13 protein-coding genes are annotated in these 22,283 nt (G+C 38.1%); 8 read left to right on the top strand and 5 right to left on the bottom strand.

Translation table 11 applies throughout. The features are described 5' to 3' along the window. Positions 1-420: 420 nt before the first annotated feature. Complete coding sequence (locus Q4503_RS18065) at positions 421-2,022, top strand: cytochrome-c peroxidase (RefSeq protein WP_303603114.1); 1,602 nt, start codon at positions 421-423, stop codon at positions 2,020-2,022. 803 nt (positions 2,023-2,825) lie between these two features. Here the strand turns inward: Q4503_RS18065 and Q4503_RS18060 are convergent. From Q4503_RS18060 to glnE, 5 genes are all read right to left on the bottom strand, one after another. After that, on the bottom strand, positions 2,826-3,659 hold the full coding sequence (locus tag Q4503_RS18060) for a tetratricopeptide repeat protein (protein WP_303603113.1): 834 nt from the start codon (positions 3,657-3,659) through the stop codon (positions 2,826-2,828). A 480-nt stretch (positions 3,660-4,139) separates the two neighbouring features. Next, complete coding sequence (locus Q4503_RS18055; RefSeq protein WP_215973476.1) at positions 4,140-4,691, bottom strand: hypothetical protein; 552 nt, start codon at positions 4,689-4,691, stop codon at positions 4,140-4,142. 156 nt (positions 4,692-4,847) lie between these two features. Further along, positions 4,848-8,297, bottom strand: coding sequence for a carboxypeptidase-like regulatory domain-containing protein (locus Q4503_RS18050; protein ID WP_303603112.1), 3,450 nt, complete (start codon positions 8,295-8,297; stop codon positions 4,848-4,850). Positions 8,298-9,656: 1,359 nt separating this feature from the next. Continuing rightward, entirely contained in the window at positions 9,657-11,192 is a 1,536-nt protein-coding gene (locus Q4503_RS18045; protein ID WP_303603111.1) for an MBL fold metallo-hydrolase RNA specificity domain-containing protein, read from the bottom strand. Between the two features lie 1,172 nt (positions 11,193-12,364). Then, positions 12,365-15,280 carry a bifunctional [glutamate--ammonia ligase]-adenylyl-L-tyrosine phosphorylase/[glutamate--ammonia-ligase] adenylyltransferase gene (gene glnE, locus Q4503_RS18040; RefSeq protein ID WP_303603110.1) on the bottom strand — a complete coding sequence of 972 codons (2,916 nt, stop codon included), beginning with the start codon at positions 15,278-15,280 and terminating at the stop codon, positions 12,365-12,367. Between the two features lie 137 nt (positions 15,281-15,417). Here glnE and Q4503_RS18035 point away from each other — a divergent pair, with 137 nt between their 5' ends. From Q4503_RS18035 to Q4503_RS18005, 7 genes are all read left to right on the top strand, one after another. Next, on the top strand, positions 15,418-16,434 hold the full coding sequence (locus tag Q4503_RS18035) for a hypothetical protein (protein ID WP_303603109.1): 1,017 nt from the start codon (positions 15,418-15,420) through the stop codon (positions 16,432-16,434). 24 nt (positions 16,435-16,458) lie between these two features. Next, a complete protein-coding gene (locus Q4503_RS18030) occupies positions 16,459-17,361 on the top strand; it encodes a DUF350 domain-containing protein (RefSeq protein WP_215973473.1) in 903 nt (300 codons plus the stop codon). A 144-nt stretch (positions 17,362-17,505) separates the two neighbouring features. Then, positions 17,506-19,224, top strand: a complete 1,719-nt coding sequence (locus Q4503_RS18025; RefSeq protein WP_303603108.1) for a polyamine aminopropyltransferase — start codon at positions 17,506-17,508, stop codon at positions 19,222-19,224. 210 nt (positions 19,225-19,434) lie between these two features. Next, on the top strand, positions 19,435-19,848 hold the full coding sequence (locus tag Q4503_RS18020) for a YjfI family protein (protein WP_159821374.1): 414 nt from the start codon (positions 19,435-19,437) through the stop codon (positions 19,846-19,848). Positions 19,849-19,904: 56 nt separating this feature from the next. Further along, entirely contained in the window at positions 19,905-20,594 is a 690-nt protein-coding gene (locus tag Q4503_RS18015) for a PspA/IM30 family protein (protein WP_215973471.1), read from the top strand. Between the two features lie 187 nt (positions 20,595-20,781). Next, positions 20,782-21,423, top strand: coding sequence for a hypothetical protein (locus tag Q4503_RS18010; RefSeq protein WP_303603107.1), 642 nt, complete (start codon positions 20,782-20,784; stop codon positions 21,421-21,423). A 32-nt stretch (positions 21,424-21,455) separates the two neighbouring features. Next, a complete protein-coding gene (locus tag Q4503_RS18005) occupies positions 21,456-21,785 on the top strand; it encodes a hypothetical protein (protein WP_303603106.1) in 330 nt (109 codons plus the stop codon). Positions 21,786-22,283 lie beyond the last annotated feature (498 nt).

Here is a 22,283-nt window from a genome sequence, read left to right as displayed (position 1 = left end):
TGATCGGCATCACCGTAGGGGCGAATTTATTCGTCTAATAATTAGAACAGGCGACTGAAGTCGCCCCTACATTCACCTGCATACGCCCTTCCTTCGTCATTCCGTAGGTCACTTAATACGGAATCTCTAACATGTGGTTATATCCCCCTAGGCGGCTTATTACGCTAAATGTAACAAAATATTCTTGTGTTATTTTCAAATATGCGTATATTTTGTTGCTTGAAATTTTAAGTAGCATTTATACCAATTAAACTTAAGTTTACATTCCTTTATAAATAAAGTTGATAAGTAAAGTTACATGTAAATTAAGTGCTATATAAGCATAAATTGGTAATTAAGCGACTTTAAAATTAATAATAAATTAATTCAAATAAAATGGCGAAAAATAACATGTCCCGAAATCTATCACGGAAGATTGAAATGAGTAATCTTTCACTAAACAATTCACACTTTATCAGCTCAGTTTTATCGAACTCGCCAAAAAAGGGCTTTAAAACAATACTAAGAAATAGTTCAATCATGTTGGCCTTGTCACTATTTTTAGCTGGTTGTAACGACAATAATTCAAATACAGATGATAATACTCCAGTAGATCCTGTTATCACTTTAGACACTGAACTTAGAGAAATCATTACTGCGCAAAAATTAACGGGTGATCCAAGTACTGACCGAGAGCTACCAAGCATTGACGATCCACAAGCTCAATTAGGTATGAAATTATTTTATACTAAAAGCTTAGGTGGTGATTTAGATTCTGCTTGTGTTAGCTGCCATCATCCTATGTTAGGTGGTGGTGACGATCTTGCTTTACCTGTTGGTGTAGATGCTGAGCAACCTGATTTGTTAGGCCCTGGTCGTGTTCACAGTGTTACAGGTGAACATTATTACAGTGGTGCTGCAACTGTACCAAGAAACTCACCTACTACATTTAACATTGCCCTTTGGGATAGCTATATGTTTCATGATGGTCGGGTAGAAAGTTTAGGTAAAACACCAAATAAAAATGGTAACGATGGCTTAGGTATTCGCACCCCTGATGTTGCTTTTGGTACCAGTGATAGCTCAGCGGGTATCAATTTAGTTGCCGCACAAGCAAGGTTTCCTGTCACTTCAGACGAAGAAATGAAAAACTACACTAACTTTGAAGGTACAACTAACGCAGAAGTTCGCGATAATTTAGCTCAACGTATTGGTAATTACGGTAACCCATTAGGGGGCATGTTAGCAGTAAATGACTGGTTAGTAGAATTTCAACAAGGCTTTGATGCGCCTGATGGCACGGCAGAAGAATTAATTACCTACAATAACATTGCTCAAGCCATTGCTGAATATGAAAGATCACAAGTGTTTGTAGAAACACCTTGGAAGCAATATGTGCAAGGTGATAACGACGCAATTAGCGACACAGCCAAACGTGGTGCAAAACTCTTTTTTAATAGCCAAGAAAATGGTGGTGCAAACTGTAGTTCATGTCACAGCGGCGACTTTTTCACTGACGAAGACTTTCATGTTATTGGTATGATCCAACTGGGTCGCGGTAAAGGCGATGGCGAGTCTGGCACTGAAGATTTTGGTCGCTATAGAGAAAGCCTTGATGAAGATGAAATGTTCGCATTTAGAACACCTTCGCTACTCAATGTTACTGCTACAGGTCCGTGGGGGCATTCTGGTGCATCAAAAACTCTTAGCCATGCTATTCGTACCCATTTAAATCCGCAACAAGCATTAGATGAATACGACTGGTCACAGTTAAATCCTGCAATTCATGCCACAGACAGTGTTATTTTCACTCAACGAGCTATTGATAAACTCGTTCAAAATCGCGCTGCAGGTATACCAAGTATTGAAGATATCACACTCACGGATACTGAGGTTGCTGAATTAGTCGCCTTTATTGAAACATTAACGGATCCTTGTGTTGAAGACAGAGAATGTATGAGCCAATGGATTCTTGATGAGAATGATAATAACCCTGATGGTTTACGCTTAGATGCAATTGATCAAGATGGTAATTATTTATAAGTAATACAAAACACCCAATGCAAGAAATGATTATCATCACCGTAGGGGCGAATTTATTCGCCTAATAAGAACAGGCGACTGAAGTCGCCCCTACATTCATCCTACATACGCCCTAAAAAAACATTGTTAGACGAAGGTGACCGACATCACCGTAGGGGCGAATTTATTCGCCTAATGAGAACAGGCGACTGAAGTCGCCCCTACATACGCCCTACATTCACCTGCATACGACCTAACAAAACATTTTGAGACGAAGGTGATCGACATCACCGTAGAGGCGAATTTATTCGCCTAATGATAGGAACAGGCGACTGAAGTCGCCCCTACATACGCTTTAACAAAGAACATTGTTAGGCGAAGGTGACCGACATCACCGTAGAGGCGAATTTATTCGCCTAATAATGAGAACAGGCGACTGAAGTCGCCCCTACGTACGCCCTACATTCACCCTACATACGACCTAACAAAAAACATTGTGAGCCGAAGGTGATCAACATCACCGTTGGGCCGAATTTATTCGCCTAATAATAGGAGCAGGCGACTGAAGTCGCCCCTACATGCGCCCCTACATACGCCTCTAGCTTCGTCATTTTGTAGCTGGCTTAATAGGAGTCTTGTGCGTGTGGTTGAATAGTAGTTAGGACAACCCATTCATCAGCTATTGAGCATAACGAATGGGATTCTGAATCAAGTTCAGAATGACGACGGTTGTTCAGGGTAACAATGGTTGTTTAGCGGGGATTCATGAGTATGGTCAGCCCATACCCATGATAATTACAATATAATTAAATCAACACTTAAAGCTACTTACTTGAGTCAGGTTGCGTTTTTTTAATATTTTGTGTTTTAAACGCTTTCAAATAATGCCCTGCTTTTTTATTACCTTTTTGATATGCCAGCGTCAATAGCTTTAAACTTTTATCTGAACTTTGTTCAGTTGCTAAACCTTGTTCAAACATCATCGCCAACATAATCATTGCGTTTGTATTGCCACCTTCAACTGCTTCATCGAAATTTCCAAAAGCTTTATCGTATTCTTTATTTTTCAGGTGATATTTACCTAGTTCATAATGCGCTAATACATTCCCCTTTTGTGCCGCTTCACCAAACCAATACATTGCCTTTTCTTCATCATAAATAGCATTGTCGGCATCGTTATTGTGCTTTGTACTGTACAATATTGCTAAGTTGACTTGCGCATTAACAAAGCCTTTATTAGCCGCTTTTTCTGCCCATTTAATGCCTTCTTCAATATTTTTTTCTACACCGCGGCCCTCAATATACATAAGTGATAAATTGGTAGTACCGTATGGATCACCTGCTTTTGCAGATCGTAAATAGTATTCAAATGCTTTTTCAGCGTTTTGCGGGTAGATTTGCCCCATCTCATATAAACGGCCAATCTTATACAGAACAGCTCCGCTAGCTCCTTCCGCAGCCTTATTCAACCAGAACAAGCCCTTTTCTTTATCTTCTGGTATGCCGCCTTGACCATTAAAATAGCTGAAGCCCAAATTGTATTGTTGTGTAGGAATGCCTTTTTCAGCTAACGCCGTCAGCTTATCGAGATCTAAGTTTTGTGAAAGTACACTGGATGAAAACGAAAGAATAAAGAAAATAAGGATGAATAGACGCATTGTGTTTATACCGTTAATAAATAGTATCAAGTTATTGGGTGAGTACTTTAGCTAAAATAGATTCACTTGTAAAATGAGATTCTGAATCAAGTTCAGAATGGCGACTGAAGTCGCCCCTACATACGCCGTAACAAAAAACATTGTTAGGCGAAGGTGAGCGACATCAACGTAGGGGCGAATTTATTCGCCTAATAATAAGAACAGGCGACATTAGTCATCACTCCGCTGCCCTTCCTTTGTCATTCCGTATGTCACTTAATACGGAACCTCATGCGTGTGGTTGAATAGTAGATAGGATAACGGATTAATCAAGTATGCAGAATAACGATTGGGATTCTAAATCAAGTTCAGAATGACGGTGGTTGTTCAGGATGATAGGTGGTTATCCAGAATGACGACGGATGTTCAGAATGACGGATAGAGTCCGTCATTCTGTAAATGGGTTAATAGCAACGCTCGATTATTAATCCATTCTAAAATCTAGTTAATTTTTTTAACCCAGGTCGTGAAGTCAAAAATAGGGGTTGTACAATTGACATTTTCTAACTGCCATTGCTGATGTTGATCATCAATTTGATCGATAATATTCCATCTAACTTGGCATTTAGGAAAGTTAACTTCATCGTTACTGTCAGTAATGTCAATAATTACCGCATAGTCTTCTTTAGTATAGCTGCCACTCGCTAAATTTTTGACTTGTAGCTCAGCTAAGGCTGCGTCATAACATTGCGTTGTACAATTTTCAGTGACTAACGGTTTTGCTACTTTGCCTACCGTGATTTCACCGTCATCAAATTGCCATAAATAGCTGTCGTATAAATTACAACTTTCAACAACGTCTTCTTTTGCTAATTTCTTATCATGACAAAAAGACCAAGCGCCTTGTATGCCTGTGCCTGACTTTTGTAATGCAGCTACTGTTTCACTATTGCCTTGTTGTGTAGCAGAATCCATAGACGCGCTGTCGTTATTTTCACTACAGGCGCTAAGTAATACTGTGCTGACAACAGCCGAAAGTAATAATTTTTTCATCGTGTACCTCTTTGAAATTTTATAAATTAATATAATGAGAAAGTTAGCTAGTTTTATAAGAAAACTGAGTAGATAGATTATAAATAAAAAAGGAGCCCTAAGGCTCCTTTTTATTCACAATATTTGTAACTAATTAATATTTGGTATTAACCAATATTAGTTAGAGTTAACTACTGTGTAAGTTTCATTGTTTAAGTACTCATCAGTAATAACACTATCTACTTGCGTAGTGAATGAAATTTGTGAAGTACCTGCAATGATTGACTCATCAACTTCAGACATTTCAAGTGTAATCACTTTATAGTCACTGCTGAATGTAACTCGTAATAAGTTATCAACATCACCAAAGTTACCTGCTGCGCCAACACCTGCTGGACCATCTAAGTCAATTTGGAAGATAGCATTTACTTGAGCATCTGTTAATGTTAATGAACCGTTATAGTCACCAACTTGTGCAGCATCTAATGCTTGACGGAATGCAGAACGACCACCTAAACCATCGTTATCATCTAATAAATCAATTGGATGACTGAAGCTAAATAATGCAGTTACGTTACCGTCATCATCACCAGTCGGTGTAGCAGCAGCATCAGAGTACCCGATTGTTTGCTTAGTGATAGTAAAGATACCAACATCGTTGTAAAGCATGAAACGAGGTGCATCAACTAAGTAACGACCAAAACGATCATTAGTTGCATCAGCATCTGAATCTACTGTAAGAGCAGAGTTCTCATCGCGGTCAAATGTTGTCCAGCTGTTTCCGCGAGTATCTTCAATATCATCCCAGTTTAATGCTAAGTGATTTTCAGTTAACGTATCACCATCTGAATCGAATACGAACTCATTGTTAGTACCGTTTTGGAACAGACCAGTCATGTTAGATGCATCAATTGCTACAGTTAATTCATCACCTGCAGTATTTAAGCTATAAGCGCCTTCAGTTGGAGAAGTTGCAGAAGAGCTTAATGTAAGTGGGTAAGTAGGTGTTACACCAGTTAAGTCACTTAATCTTAAAACGTCGCCATTTTTCGGGCTAACTGCTTCATTGAAGTTAATGATGATGTTAGAACCATCCCAACGAGCAGAAGTTACGAATGCTGGCATTGCATCTTGAATAACAACACGTGCTGCTGAGTTAGCATTAGCTAAATTACCACGAGCATCAACAATTGAACCGTTAGTGAAGTCAATCGCTTCATTGTGGTCGTTGTTAGCAAAAGCAATCATGTCAGCAACAGTGAAACGTGCTAAATCTTGACCTGATTTAGGAATCTCAGTGTTACCAGCAGTATCAACAGTACCTACGATTAAGTTACCATCGATATCTGTAGTTAAACCATTTAATACACCCGTAAGTGTAAGGTCAACTGACGCTGATTCTATTGGAGAAGTAGTACCTACAGCGATAGTTTCTGAGAAAGCTACACCTAAGCTATTACCACGACCAGTCCAAGCAGCAAAACCTGGGCCAGAATATAATTGGTTTTCATTAATATCGTTAGCAAGTTGTGGATCTGTGAAACCATTATCAACATCAAATGCAAACGCGTAAAACTCTTCATAACGTTCTGAAAGGTTAGTACTTGAAGTTGGTGATAAGTGACGTGGTTGGATGTAGATGATTGGGTCACCCTCATCACCACTTACGCTACCTTCAGTTACTTCACCACCTGAACCAGCAGCACCAGTTCCTGCGTTAGCTGTTGTAGCTGAGTAATCACCTTCAAGAGCCCATAACTCATAGTTTTCTTGTAAGATAGTTGTAGGAGCAACTTTATCTTCAACTGTTACAGTGATTGTATCACCAGTAACACCGAAAGCACCTTCTGGAGTGATTAGGTATTCAGAACCGTGAGTAGTTGCTGTTACAGCAATTTCAAATGCACCTGTAGAAGAAGGAGTATCTGAACCGTTGTTACCAGAACCTTTAACTCTTGTAGCAACCACATTTGTTGCATTTTGTACTGAACCAACAATAACAGCTGTGTTGTTAGTGATAGACGTTAAGTCAGCAGAACCAAAACGTTCTAATAAACGCTCACCAGTATCTTTACCAGCAACAGTACTTTCTTGACCGTTTAAGTTAGTTACATTGTCAGTACCTGACGCTGAGTTTTCCCAAAGAGGGCTAACAGCTAATAATGAAGAATCTAATGTTTTAACTTCTTGCTCAGCAGTAAGACCTGTTGGTGTTTCAGATGGTGAAACATAAGTACATAGACGTGTACGGATGTAACCAATTTTACCAGTTTGTTGAGAGAATACATCACTTGCGATACCGAATTCAGTACTACCACCGAAATCAGCGCCTTCATCAATAATAAGGTTATCTGAATCTGGGTCACCAGAAGTAGTCGAACCATCACCAGTAACAATTACGTTACCGCTAGTATCAGTGTATTGCCATTGTGGGAACCAAACTGAGAAACGTTGACCATCTTCTAATGCATCAGCAAGAACAACTGTTAACGACATACCGTCAGCAGCTAATGTTACATTTGGAGTACCATCAGTATTAAGAGCAATATCTAATTCAATTTGTGAAGAAGTAGAACCGCTTGCTTTTGTAACAACAACGTCTGATGCGTCGAAGTTTGCAGCTGACATAGCTTCGTTAAAGTTAAGTGTGATACCTGTAGTACCATCAATACCTTTGCTTAATACAACATATTGATAATTATCAGCAGCTTCAATTGTATCAATTGAACCAGCTACACTTGCAATGTATGGTTCAACATCGTCGTTAGACGTGATCATACAAACGTTCATATCGCCAAGGTTGTTTACGATACCTTCAGAAATAGTGCTAACGCCACCTAATTCAAATTCAGTAGGAGTACCAGTATTTGATACTGAAGTATAACCTTCAACTGCTAGAGTTAAATCAGAGTCAGTAGGTAATGCATCAAAAGAGAAAGTACCATTTTCGCCAGTTACTGTAGTAAATGTTGGAACACCTAGGTCTACACTAGAATTACCGTTTGTACCTGTAGTAGTTACTGCAGTAAAGTCTAAAGCAACTTTAACGCCAGCTGGTAAAGCAGCACCTGTGTTACAATCACGTAAAACACCAGTTACTTGAGCTGAGAACATTGGTAAGTTAGCTGTTTCTGCTTGTGCTAAGAAACCGTCAAACCAAGTGATTTGCTCACCGTTATCAGTTGTTGTGTCGTTGTTAGTACCGTTGTTACCAGAATCAATCTGGATATTATTAGTAGTTACACTTACTGTACCGCTAGCATAGCCGTCTGGGCCTGTAATTGTAACTGTGTAAGCTGATGCAGCGTTAGGATCATTAGAACCGTCTACGCCTGATAGAGGAACACTTGAGAAGTGATAGTAACCACTCGCATCAGTTGTTACTGTGCTACCAGCTAATGACACTGTAGCGCCCATTACTGGTAAACCGTTAGTATCTAGAACAGTACCTTGTACAGAACCTGTACCTTGTGCTTGTTCACTTGTGTTACCACCATTGTCTTCAACTACAGATTCTGAAGTTGATGTATTTGCATCGCCGTCTGAATCGCCACATGCTGCTAAGCCTAAACTTAGTACAACAGCGAGTGCTACTTTTGTTTTATAAAATTGAGTTTTATTAACCATTATAGTGTTCCTATCACTTAAATATTACTTTAATACTTCATATGCCAACATATGAGTACATTTAAATCGTGTTTTCGGTTTACAACATTATCATGCTTTACGCACAAAAAGTATCTGCCATCATGTTTTTATTGGCAAATATTTTTTGTTGTAGAAACATGTTGTTCATAGTTTTAAACCTGAAACAATATCATGTTGGAATTCTGCTTCAAACTGAACTTTACGCAACAAATCACAAAATACGTAAAACAAAATATCACCTACAACCTACATGTTTCAAAAAGATAGTAACTTTATATTTTTTAATAATCAACACATAAAGTTAATTATTTCTTATATATAAGCGACAAATTTATTATAAATTGTAATTTGTTGTAATCTGGTGATCAGATCTGGCTATTGCTTGTTGTGCGAGCTTGCTATTTCAGCATTTGTCAACCGTCTATATTGACTAGAGCAACTACTGTACAAGCCTTTAGTATCAATAGCTGCACGTAATTCACCCCAAAAACCTTAAGATAAAATCTATTGTACTAACTGCAAACTAACGAGCTAATCACACGGTAATAGTGTTGCAAACAGTGTACGAGAAAAAAGTTCCACCTAAGATGTTACCTGTTGTTTCGTATGTTATTTTTTTGTTAAATTTTTGTTGGTTCCTACATAGTTTTTTATGACTTTATTCTTCAACTCTAACTTTGTTCTTTTATTACCTTACTGTTTATTGTGTGTAACATTATCGCTGTTTATTTGAACTAACGGACCTTGTTTATGGTTGATTGCACTCAGCCGCACTGGTTATTCTGGGCTGAGCTATACCTACTACACCTACTATTCTCACTATAGCTACTATACCTAGCGACAGGGCGGCACTGATTTTTTTGGTGGGGTTGATGAGGAATGCTGAACTCTGCTTATTAATAGCAATGTAGTTGATAAAAAATTTTAAAATACCCCAGCTGATGAATTAACTATGATAAAAAAGAGTTGCTAAAACGGTTATATTCATATTAATGGTGATTTTAACGAATAAATTATGAAATTATAGCGTGTTACCTTACGCTATTTTAGTGTTACTTCATTAGTAGTGTGCTGAGTTTTTTGTTTTGTCGCTTATTTTTGTAGTTTGTTTTTGTCGCTTTAATTGTGCTTTTTATTGCCGCATTATATTGGTGCTTATATTGGCGGCTTAACATTACTTTCTTTATTTGTTTATTTACTCTTAATCATTAATGCTAAATATAAACACTTATATAAGTGCGATAAAAACAATATAACAGTGCTTAGCTATAATTCTGCTAATACTCTTTAGCGCTTATTAATTAAGTTTGCTTTAACAGCCGAGTACTATGTTGGTGATTAGCCCGTTGGAATTTCTATTTTGGCACTTGGTAATAATTGTTGATACTTTTGTGCTAACGCTTGTTTCGCGTTTTCGTCACCATGCACTATTTTTATATGCTGCGGTTTATGATGCATACGCTTAACAAAATTAACGAGGCCATTTTGATCGGCATGGGCGGAGTATCCACTAATAGTATGCACCATGGCATTAATTGTTACCCGGCTACCATCAATATAAACATAACCTTGTTTATTGGGCTGTGCGAGTGTTGGCCCGTATTGTTGAATACTGCGCCCCAAGGTTCCTTGTGCTTGATAGCCAACAAAAAGCACATCGGTAGTGCTGTCAGTTAAAAACTGCTTAAGGTAATTGACTATTCTGCCACCACTACACATACCACTCGCGGCTATAACAATAGCGGGTTTGGCGTTAGTGAAATTTCGGCCTTTGGCTAGATAAGCGATAGTGTCAAGGTGCTCTTGATGACTGTTAACGGTATAAAGCTGTTCAAAGTTTAAAGGATGACGACCGGCCTTAAGTTTACGTTTCGCTTCCTTGTCCCATAAGGTTTTAAAGTTTCGATACTGTTCAGTAAATTTTGCCGCCATAGGTGAGTCGACAATAATATCGATGTTTTGCCACATTGTTGCCAGCTGATGGGCTTGAGCTGCTGGCTTTGTTTCTTGTTGAGATTTTTGTTGCTGGGAGCGTTGTTGCTCAAAGATGATTCCTTCAAGTTCGTACAATAACTCTTGTGTTCTACCAATGCTAAAGGCTGGAATAAGTACCACACCATTGTCGGCCACGGCTTTTTCTATAATATGTTGCAATTGTTGGCTACGCGCTTTTCTACCTTGATGGTTTTTATCACCGTAGGTTGATTCTATAATTAAGGTGTCTGCGCGGTAAGGACTTTTAGGTACTGGTAATAAAGGTGCATATGGCGCACCTAAATCACCAGAGAATACAATGCGATGTTTATGGTTAGTCGCGGTTATTGTTGGTGTTGCTATTTCTACTTCTATATAAGCAGAGCCTAAAATGTGTCCTGCCATTTGAAATTTAACTTTAGCGGTTGTGCCTAATTTACTCGCAACAGCTTTATTAGTTAAGTCTATCGTTTGCCATTGTTTATAACCTACGGGGATAAGTTGTGTTTTTAACAACCTTAAGCAGGCATCAATAATTGATTTATTGCGAGTAACACCAACTTTTAAAGCATCTTCAATGACCATAGGTAATAATTGAGCAGTCGCTTTAGTGGCATATATTGGCCCACGAAAACCTGCCGCGAGTAAATAAGGTATTCGACCAACGTGATCAATATGGCAATGGGTAACAATGAGTGCCCGTACTGTGCTTATGTCAAAGTCGATAGAAAGTTGTGCGGCATTGTTTACCTCGCTATTGGATTCAAGGCTAAAGTCCGCATCTTTTTCTGTACCTTGAAATAAGCCACAATCAATAAGGAGTGAGTTTTGTTTGTTGATATGCAGTTGGTGACATGAGCCAGTTACACCATTTACCGCACCGTGATGTTGAATGTTCATAAATAATCCTTTGCTTATGTTTTTCGAGTATAGCTGATCTTTAGCATATTTACCGTCTTGGACGGTTGTCATTCTGAATAGCTACACGCATGGAATTCCCTATTAAGTGCTCAACGAAATGACAAAGATAGTGCGTATGTAGGATGAAAGTTGGATGAATGCTGGATGAATGTAGGGGCGACTTCAGTCGCCTGCTCTCATTATTAGGCGAATAAATTCGCCCCTACGGTGATGTTGATCACCTTCGCCTTAACAATGTTTTTTGTTAAAGCGTATGTAGGATGAAGTAGTGACGTATGTAGGGGCGACTTCAGTCGCCTACTCTTATTATTAGGCGAATAAATTCGCCCCTACGGTGATATTGTTCACCTCCGCCTAACAATGTTCTTTGTTAAAGCGTATGTAGGATGAATGTAGGGGCGTATGTAGGGGCAACTTCAGTCGCCTGCTCTTATTATTAGGCGAATAAATTCGCCCCTACGGTGATGTTGATCACCTTCACCTTAACAATGTTTTTGGTTAAGGTGAATGTAGAGGCTTATGTAGGGGCGACTTCAGTCGCCTGCTCTCATTATTAGGCGAATAAATTCGCCCCTACGGTGATGTTGATCACCTTCGCCTTAACAATGTTTTTTGTTAGGACGTATGTAGGGTGAAGTAATGACGACAACTGTCGCCTGCTCTTATTATTAGGCGAATAAATTCGCCCCTACGGTGATGTTGATCACCTTCGCCTTAACAATGTTTTTTGTTAAGGCATATGTAGGATGAAGTAGTGACGACAAATGTCGCCTGTTCTTATTATTAGGCGAATAAATCCGCCCCTACGATGATGTCGTTCACCTTCGCCTAACAATGTTCTTTATTAAGACATATGTAGGGTAAATGTAGGGGCGTATGTAGGGGCGACTTCAGTCGCCTGCTCTTATTATTAGGCGAATAAATTCGCCCCTACAGTGATGTGGTTCACCTTCGCCTTAACAATGTTTTGTTAGGACGTATGTAGGGTGAAGTAGTGACGACAAATGTCGCCTACTCTTATTATTAGGCGAATAAATTCGCCCCTACAGTGATATTGTTCACCTTCGCCTAACAATGTTCTTTGTTAAGGCATATGTAGGGTGAATGTAGGGGCGACTTCAGTCGCCTGTGCTTATTATTAGGCGAATAAATTATTCAATAAACTTATGCCAAAGTGCAGTTACTTGTTCTTTTTTTGGTAATAAGGATTTATCTATAAGTAAGTTTTCATTGCGTAGCGTGGCGACATGACCTAGGTGTCTGAGCTGTTGATAATTACTGGTTAAGATATCTTGCTCACCACTGGTTAATATATCCAGTTTTGCTAGTAACTTAAAAATACCTAAATTGTCGCAACGCTCTGTTAGACTTTTATGTTCACAGCTGTGTGCTAAAACTAGATATTGTGCGATAAATTCAATGTCGACTAAACCGCCTGCACCTTGTTTAATATCAAGGTGAGTATCGGTCGATTTATCAAGGTGATTACGCATTTTTTCGCGCATCATTTTGACCTCTTCTTTTAACTTAACCTTATCTCTGCTTTTATTTAGTACCTCTTCACGTATTGTTTTAAAGATATCAATAATCGCTTTATTACCATAAACAATACGAGCTCGCACCAGTGCTTGGTGTTCCCAGGTCCATGCTTCTTCTTGCTGATATTGACCAAAATTATTGATATGAATGACTAATATGCCCGCATTACCCGACGGACGTAAGCGCATATCTAATTCATATAGGATACCGCTGTTCATGCGAGTGTTAAAAATATGCATAATACGCTGAGCAAATTTGACATAAAACTGACTTGATGAAACGACTTTACTACCGCCTGCAAGCCCTGTGGTTTCTTCACCTTGAGGGCTGTTATGCACAAAGACTAAATCTAGATCTGAGCCATAACTTAACTCTTTACCACCTGTTTTGCCGTAAGCGATAACACCAAAGCCTTTATTTTCACTATCAATGGTTGAGGTTGGTACACCAAAACGGTTCGCCACTTGCTGCCAAGCAATGTTTATAACTTCATTAATAATGGCTTCAGCTAAAGCGGTTAGATGATCGCTGACAGTGATCACATCTAAAACACCGGCAATATCAGCGGCGGCAATACGTAATTGTTGTGCTTGCTTGAAAAGACGTAGGCCATCCATTTGCGCTTCAAGATCTTCTTCAGGAATACGCAACATACTTTCTCTTAACTCAACGCCGTAAGTCGATAACTGCGGCGGGTTATGCAGTAACGTTGGGTCAATCAACTCATCTAATAAAATAGGGTATTTGGCAATATAGTCAGTTACCCAACTACTTGCTTGGCATAAGTGTATTAATTGTTTTAGAGCGCCTTCATTTTCAAATAACAATTCTAAATAGGCAGTGCGAGTTACTATTCTTTTAAATACGTGCAACACTCGTTCAAGTACAAATTCAGCTTGCTTGGCTTGTTTAATGTGGCATATCAATAAAGGAATAAGTTTGTCTAATACTTGTCGGCCTCGGCTGCCAATGCTGCGCTTACTGACGTCATCTCTAAAGTCTGATAATAAATGCCAAATCGCTTCACTATTCCATATTACGCTATCTTGTGTGGTTTGCTCTTGTTCAACCCAAGCGATAGATTCTTCATCACTCCAACGACTATTCCAAAGTACACTCCAATGTTGATCTTCTGCTTGATGATTCGGACTTTCAACACCAATTAATTGCTCGAAGGTTTCGTGTACATCATTCATATGCCCTTGCAGCACATGCATAAAGTCTTCCCAAGTGTCGATTTTAAGAACAGTAAGTAGTCGTTGTTTGTCTAAGTCATTCTCAGGTAGCGTTTGAGTTTGTTTGTCAGCTAAAGCTTGTAAAATATTTTCTACGCGGCGTAAAAAGCAATAGGCATTTTGTAAAACGCTTTTATTGTCTTCTTCTAGCTCACCAGCAATAACTAGTTGAGGTAAAACGGTGAGTAAATTGCGTTGCTGTAATTCTTCAACTCTGCCCCCTCGGATTAATTGAAATACTTGAACGATAAATTCAATTTCTCGAATACCGCCCGCACCGAGTTTAATATTATTGACTAATTGCTTGCGGCGTACCTCTTGCGAGATCATACTTTTCATTTTGCGCAAACTGTCAATAACACTAAAATCGATATAACGACGATAAACAAAAGGCTTTAACATAGCCGTTAATTGCTGATGATAATCTTCTTCTGGCATTGTTGAGCTTGCTAAATTAGGAATAACCCTTGCCTTTAACATGGCATAACGTTCCCAGTCTCGGCCTTGCTCTTGATAGTAATCTTCCATGGCATTGAATGTTAATACCAGTGGACCACTATCGCCAAAAGGTCTTAATCGCATATCAACTCGATAGACGAAACCGTCTGCCGTTTGTTGATGAAGTGAAGTGATAAGTTTTTGCGCTAAACGAGTAAAAAACTGTTGATTGTCTAAGCTACGGCGGCAGCCTTTGGTTTCACCGCTATAAGGGTAAACAAATATTAAGTCGATGTCAGACGAGAAGTTCAGCTCTTTCCCACCCAGTTTACCCATACCATAAACAAGTAGCGGTTGTGGCTGACCGTCATTACTGGTTGGTACCCCCCACTTTTCCTGACAAAACTCAGTTAACCAATGCAAACTTGTTTGAATAAGAGCATCTGCCAGTAACGACAATCTTTCTAACGATTTTTCAAGATCAATGTTCAGTACCAGGTCTGCAATGGCAATATTAACCATGTGCTGCAAACGAAAGTTTCTTAAAATTTTATGTAGTTGCTCTTCACTTTTACAGTCAATTAGTAAATCTTGTAATAAAGTTTCGTACGCTGGAGTGGAAGTAAGATAAACACTTTTACTTACAAATAAGTCTAATACTAATTCAGGTGCTTGCAATGCACTTGCTAATACAAAATCACTTAACGTAATTGCGATTTTAAAGTGTTCAAGCTGCTGCTGTGTTAGTATTTGATAACTTTCAGCGTGCTGCTGGCTAAACTGCTGCCAACTTTTATGTTGCTGCTGTTCAAGTAACTTATTATCATTAAGTTGAGACAATGTGAGAAGTGACAAAAGCGTTCCTTTTTATTTTGCTAATACCAAGTTGATACAAGATAAACATTAAGACAATAGACATAATATGTCGTTAGTGCTATTAATACGACATTAACTTAAGAATAACATAGCACTTTATGGAGATGATGGCAGTAATGCAAAAGCTAAAATACTCTTTTCCTCAGCAGTTTTTTAAAAATATGTGTACTAAAACTATATTTATAGTCACTATTTTATTCTTGTCTGCTTGTGGAGATCCAATTAAAGAACAAGCTTTACAACAATTGCCGATTACCGAGCAACGTGTGGCGCAATTGGGTGATGCCCTAAAAAATGGCCAGGTACGTAATGCTGTTTTAATTCAACAATATGCAGAAAAAGTATTGGCGATAAAACCAAACTTATCGGCATTAATTAATGAATTTAAAAAAGATGCCACGGTACAAGGGGCAATGTACTTATCCTTGCTTGATCGGATAAATACCGCAAAAAACACCCCGCAAATGTTTGCGTCAAGCCAAGCACTTTATGATGAATTACTTAATATTTATCAAGCGGCCGACCCAACATTATTTTCTGAAGCATTAAGTGATCCGCTCAATGTGTTAGCTGATATGTCTGATGGACAATTACCACGTGTTAATTCGTTATCAAAAGCACAAAGTCAAAACGCCAATAATGCACAAGATTTTGGTACCGGTGAGCAACTTATTGGTAACCCAAGTTATGGTAGCTGGCAAACGGGCAGTAATGGTATGTCGTTTTGGGCATGGTATGGTATGTACTCGATGATGGGCGACTTACTTGGCCGTCGTACTTATTATAATGATTGGGGTAGAAGCCGTAATTACAGCTATTACAATGATTATGGAAGAACGCGTTATAGCTCACCTAGCCAGTTAAATAATCAAACTAAACTTGATGAGCGTACTAAAAAATCATTTGCGAGTAGAGGACAAAAATTTACTAGTCCGTATAGTAAAAACCGTACCGGCTCTTCGAGCTTATCAAGTAAAAGTAAAACCGCACAAACTAGCGCTAATCGCTTTCGCAGTAATACTGCTAAAAAAAGCAGCTTTGCCAGTAAAAGTAGCTATTCAAATAAAAGCAAAAGCTCAAGTTTTAGAAATTCAAAGACCAACACTTCACGCAGTTTTCGACGTGGTAAGTAACCAGTAATAGGAACGAAATATATTATGAATACATTAATTGAGCTTGTTGGTGTAAATCAAGAACTCCTCATTTATTTAGCTATCGATATTACCATTGCCATTGCGCTTTTAGGTGCTATGCGCTTTTTATTAGGATTAACCAGCCAGGTTAATACGACTGAAGAATTAGCCCATAAAGATAACTTTGCTTTTGGTGTGAGTGTCGCTGGTAGTATTTTAGCCCTAGGTATTGTGTTAACTGGCGCAATTACTGGCGAAAATGCTCCTAGTTATTTAATGGAAATAGTCGGTATGCTCGCCTACGGTACATACGGTTTGGTATTAATTAAAGTAGGCCGTATTGTGCAAGACAAAATTGCCTTACAGCATTTAAATAAAACTGAGTTGATAAAAGAGCAAAACCTTAGCATAGGTATTATTGATGCGGCAGGTGCTATTGCTACCGCAATTATTATTCGCTCGGTGTTGTTGTGGGTTGACGGTTTAAGCCTAGCCACTTTTATTGCTATTACTAGTGGTTTTATTGTTGCACAAGCGGTGCTGGTATTAGTAACGCGTATTCGTGAAGGTAAGTATGCTAAAAACAATCAAGAAGATTGCTTACAAGAAGCGTTAAGTGAAGGTCAATTAGCACTTGCGATACGCTACAGTGGCCAAGTAATTAGTACGGCACTTGCGGTAACAGCTGCAAGCCATTTTCTTATTTATAGCCCAGATACCTTAGTGGTAAACCTACTTGGCTGGTTAGTATTCGGGCTTATTATGACGGTACTAGTATCTTTGTTAACTTCGCTCGCAAAACGCATTGTCTTGTGGGGTATTAATTTAGTAGAAGAAGTGGATCAACAACATAATATTGGTGTTGCTAGTATTGAAATGGCGACCAGTATTTCTATTGCGTTAATATTAACGGCGTTAATGGCTTAATGCGTTATATCTACTAACTTATGAATGCTAAAAAACGTTCAACAATTAGTTAGTTAACACGTTAAGTAGCGAGTATTTATATCACAAATACTCGCTACTTTTTCGTTGTGAACCACCTTTTCTATTTTTACTGAATTTGATTATATGCTTTCAAAAGACTCACGCCTGCTTGACGATATACTATTAATTTTAACCATGGCTATTCTTGCTGGTTGTGGCTTAATTTATGAATACCTTCTTTCTCACTACGCTGGCAGAGTGCTTGGTGTTATGGAAAGTACTATTTATACCATGATTGGCTTAATGATAGTGTCGATGGGGTTAGGCGCCTTTGCTGCTCGTAAAGTACGTTGCGCCTTTAATGGTTTTGTATATTTAGAATTAATTATTGCCTTACTTGGCTCAAGCGCTATTTTATTTATTGGCGGATTAATCGCTATTACCCAAACATTACCGCATATTATTGCTGATATGTTCGCCCTGCCACCAGATATGTTGCCCCAAGGTGGGCTTTTTAACACATTAAGCTTTCTTGCTATTAAGAGCCCTTATTTTTTTGGGGTTGTTGTTGGCTTTTTTATTGGTATGGAAATTCCATTAATTGCCCGCATACGCGAACAAATTCATGGTCAACACCTTGCTAATAATCTAGGTACTATTTATGGCGCTGATTATATAGGTGCTGGTTTAGGTGCTGCTATTTGGGTTTTATTTCTCTTGAGTATCGATATAAGTAAAGCTGCTGCTTTAACGGCTAGCTTAAACTTAATTGCAGGCGCATTCTTTATTATGCGCTATTGGCGACACTTACATTGGCCGAAAATGTTTGTTGTAGGCCATATTTGTTTAGCTGTGCTTATTGTTGTTATGTTTAATTATGGCAATCAATGGCTCAACCAAATGAATAGTTTGCTCTATTTAGATAAAGTAGTGCATGTTCAAAAAACCAATTACCAACAGCTTACTTTTACTGAACGAGAAATGGGGTTAAACACTACCGATTCAGCGTTAGGTAATACACAAAGTAGTATTATTAATTTTTATATTAATGGCCGTTTGCAGTTTTCTTCTATTGATGAACATATCTATCACGACTATTTAGTTGCGCCTGTTTTAGCGGGATCAGCACGTCATGATAATATTTTAATTATTGGTGGTGGTGATGGTTTGGCGCTACGCGATGTGCTGAAGTATTCACCTAAAAATGTCACCTTGATTGATTTAGATAGTGAACTAATTGATATTTTTCAGAATCCCAAAGATCACTTAAATGCAAACTTAGCACGGAAAATAGCTCATTTGAATGAAAATAGTTTGCAAGATGAGCGCGTGACTGTTTTACGCAGTGATGCCTTTCTGACTATTAATACCTTACTTAAATCTGGCCAAATATTTGATGCGATTATTGTGGATTTACCTGATCCTAGCCACCCAGATTTAAATAAGCTGTATACAGTTAATTTTTATGCTCGATTAAAGCAACTACTTGCCGGTGATGGCATAATCGCGATCCAGTCAACAAGCCCGTACCATGCTAAAGATTCTTTTATTTCTATAGGAAAAACCTTGAAAGCCGCTGATTATAATCATGTACAACAATATCATGATAATGTGCCAAGTTTTGGCGAGTGGGGCTGGACTATTGCAACTAAAATGGGGGCAAGCCCTTTAGCACGACTAAATAAGTTAGATAAGCTACCGGTTGAACATACTTGGCTTAATTTAGATATATTAAAAGCCGCCTTTGTTTTTCCTAATGACTTCTATAAAAACGAAGAAAATATTGCTATAAACACGTTAGGTAGCCACACCTTATATCAACTTCACCAAAAAGCTTGGACAAATCAACAAGGTGTTCAATGATAGGCGGTGTTTATAGTGTTATGAACAATCGTTAGGTAAGTGCTTAGTTCAATGCTGTGTTTAGTTTTTGTACAGCCTTTACCAAATAATAATGGTAAAAAGATATAAATAGTAAACAAAACAACTTGACATAATATGTCAAAGTGATAAATTAAACCTCGTTGACATAATATGTCAGCCGAAAGAAAATAAATTGAGGATAGGAAATACATGAATATTCATACTATAGCCGATCATTTAAATGGTTTAGGCGACAACTCAGAAACTGGAATGAACTTTGATTGTCAGCCAATTTCAGGTGAAGTCGATGTACTACAAATTACTATTTTAGGTAGAGAAGAGTTACCCATTTTTGTTTCTGTAACTGATGATCAAGTATTATGCATTAGCTACCTTTGGGGCGTTGATGAAGTAAAACCTGATAGCATTCCAGCAATGCATGAGAGTATGTTAGAAATGAACATTCCTATGCCATTGTCATCTTTTTCAAAAATTGGTGATAAATATGTGGTTTTTGGCGCGCTTTCTATCGGCTCAAGTTTTAACGATATAGAACACGAATTGGCGGTATTAAGTAATAACGCTGTTGAAGTTATTGATGATATGAGTGACTACTTACTTTAATCAACTAATGACGTTGATATTAACATTGTAGAGTTACCTTATTTAGGAGAGAAAAAATGAGTATATTTAAAAAAATTATGACCGCAATTCGTGGTGGCGCTTCTGAAGCTGGTGAAGCAATTATTGATGCGAATGCAACCCGTATTTTTGAACAAGAAATTCGTGATGCTGAAAATCATTTAACCAAAGCAAAACGTGATTTAACTGGCGTTATGGCTGAACAAATGGCAGCACAACGTGAAGTAACGCGTTTAGAAAAAGAAATTACCGAGCATGAAGGTTATGTTGCTCAAGCACTAGAAAAAGGTGATGAAACATTAGCATTAGCCGTTGCTGAAAAAATCTCAACCTTAGAGAGCGATTTAACAGCACAACAACAAGCACATGATAGCTTTGCAGGTAATGCTGAAAGATTAAAAGAATTGGTGAAGAAAAGTGAGCGTCAAGTAAGTGAGCACAAACGTCAATTGTCTATGGTAAAAACCACAGAAAGCGTGCAAAAAGCAACGTCTGCCATTACTGATAACTTTTCGTCAAGTAATTCTAAACTGTTAAGTGCTAAAGATTCTTTAGAGCGTATTAAAGCTAAACAGCAGAAATTTGATGATAAAATGAAAGCTGCTGAAGTACTTGAATCAGAAGATTCTGACACATCATTAGCTGCACAACTTAAAGCTGCAGGTATTGGTTCACAAAATAGCAGTGCTAATTCAGTATTAGATCGTATTAAAGCGAAGCAAAAATAGTAATAAACAATACGTTTATAACAGCGAGTAACGATTGAATGCGTGACTCGCTGTTTTGTTATTGTGGCTATAAATACTAAAAACAATTTGAGTAAATTGTTAAGGTCATTATTTAACAAGTAATGACTTAACTGGTAATGATTTAAAAGTAGTTCTTTAAAAGTAACAATTGAGAAGGTAATATTTGATGAGTTTTTTAAAAAAAATATTCAATAAAGACAAATCCGTACAACGTAAACTGACTCACGTAGATCAATTATTAGTTGGTGATATTATTGTTTTAACGGATAGTTTTGCGTTACCCGAAACCTTACGTAATCAACAACTACAAGTAACAGCCGTAAACAGTTACGAATATGAAAATAATATTCAAACAGAATGGACCTTACAAGGCAACGATGAGCTACTATTGTTTCTATCTTTAGATGTTGATGATGCGACTGAATTAAAGTTCGCCCTTAAGATTTTACCTGAAGATGTTGAAACATTATTTGATTTAGACGAATTTTCTGAAATTTTTGATGAGCCAGGTGAAGCTTTTTTAACGAAAAAAGCAGATAATAGTTTAACAAGCAACTGGAGCAGCGAGCAGTACCAACAAAGTACCTTCGCCAAAGTTGGTTATTTTCATCGTAAAGATCATCGCAGCGAAAACATTAGTGAATATGAAGGTAAAGATAGCGGTGAGCAATTTGAGTTTTATGCGCTTTACAATGAAGACCAAAGTAAAGGTGTTGATGTTGAAGTTTGGCAAGATGGTGATACTGATGTTTTTCTCACTATTTATCGCCCTTTAACTGACATTATAGATATGTACCCTGCCAGTTAATACGATAGTAATTGATGTAAGTAGAGACTCTTATGACAAATAAAATGCCGGAAAAGTGGCAATCATCAATAAAGGCAATAAAAGCAGTTCAAGTCGCTTTTGACATGGATGAGAAAATACAATTGTCCATTAGGAAACAAGCGCTTGATGCTGGTTTAAGCCCGTCTGATCAAATTCGTGATATTTTAGGACTTTCTATTAATAAACGCCCTAAGCGCCCTCGCCTTACGGTTAGTTTAGCGCCTGAAGATTATCAAGTATTAGCTGAGAAATACAACCTAAAAGCTGAGCAACAACTAGAGATAAAAAGAAAGTTGATGGATGAGCTGATTCAGCATGTAAAGTTAAGTGAAAATCAATAAGTTCACCCTACAAACGCACTAACAAAAAAACATTGTTAGGTGAAGGTGACCGATATCACCGTAGGGGCGAATTTATTCGCCTAATAATAAGAACAGGCGACTGAAGTCGCCCCTACATGCGCCCTACATACGCCTCTACATTCACTCTACATACGTCCTAACAAAAAACATTGTTAGACGAAGGTGATCGACATCACCGTAGGGGCGAATTTATTCGCCTAATAATAACAGGCGACTGAAGTCGCCCCTACATTCAGCCTACAAACGCACTAAAAAAACATTGTTAGACGAAGGTGTTCGACATCATCGTAGGGACGAATTTATTCGCCTAATAATAAGAGCAGGCGACTGAAGTCGCCCCTACATTCGCCCTACAATCATCCTACATAGCCCTACATTCTCATTACATACGCTCTAACAAAACCTCAGCTCGGGATAAGAATTAATTAAATTGAACTAAGTGCCCGTTCCACGATCCGATCTTTCGACCAAGAAAAA

It is taken from the genome of Colwellia sp. 6_MG-2023, from assembly GCF_030547765.1.
In the GTDB taxonomy this organism is placed as follows: domain Bacteria; phylum Pseudomonadota; class Gammaproteobacteria; order Enterobacterales; family Alteromonadaceae; genus Colwellia.
The sequence above is the reverse complement of the archived record's forward strand: the minus strand, read 5'-3'. Positions and strand labels throughout refer to the sequence as shown.

Excerpts from the sequence above, each read along its gene's own strand:
- Q4503_RS18025 (WP_303603108.1), top strand. The coding sequence starts at position 17,506 with ATGCTTTCAAAAGACTCACGCCTGCTTGACGATATACTATTAATTTTA.
- Q4503_RS18055 (WP_215973476.1), bottom strand. The coding sequence starts at position 4,691 with ATGAAAAAATTATTACTTTCGGCTGTTGTCAGCACAGTATTACTTAGC.
- Q4503_RS18010 (WP_303603107.1), top strand. The coding sequence starts at position 20,782 with ATGAGTTTTTTAAAAAAAATATTCAATAAAGACAAATCCGTACAACGT.
- Q4503_RS18050 (WP_303603112.1), bottom strand. The coding sequence starts at position 8,297 with ATGGTTAATAAAACTCAATTTTATAAAACAAAAGTAGCACTCGCTGTT.
- Q4503_RS18020 (WP_159821374.1), top strand. The coding sequence starts at position 19,435 with ATGAATATTCATACTATAGCCGATCATTTAAATGGTTTAGGCGACAAC.
- Q4503_RS18015 (WP_215973471.1), top strand. The coding sequence starts at position 19,905 with ATGAGTATATTTAAAAAAATTATGACCGCAATTCGTGGTGGCGCTTCT.
- Q4503_RS18060 (WP_303603113.1), bottom strand. The coding sequence starts at position 3,659 with ATGCGTCTATTCATCCTTATTTTCTTTATTCTTTCGTTTTCATCCAGT.
- Q4503_RS18030 (WP_215973473.1), top strand. The coding sequence starts at position 16,459 with ATGAATACATTAATTGAGCTTGTTGGTGTAAATCAAGAACTCCTCATT.
- Q4503_RS18005 (WP_303603106.1), top strand. The coding sequence starts at position 21,456 with ATGACAAATAAAATGCCGGAAAAGTGGCAATCATCAATAAAGGCAATA.
- Q4503_RS18065 (WP_303603114.1), top strand. The coding sequence starts at position 421 with ATGAGTAATCTTTCACTAAACAATTCACACTTTATCAGCTCAGTTTTA.
- Q4503_RS18045 (WP_303603111.1), bottom strand. The coding sequence starts at position 11,192 with ATGAACATTCAACATCACGGTGCGGTAAATGGTGTAACTGGCTCATGT.
- Q4503_RS18035 (WP_303603109.1), top strand. The coding sequence starts at position 15,418 with ATGCAAAAGCTAAAATACTCTTTTCCTCAGCAGTTTTTTAAAAATATG.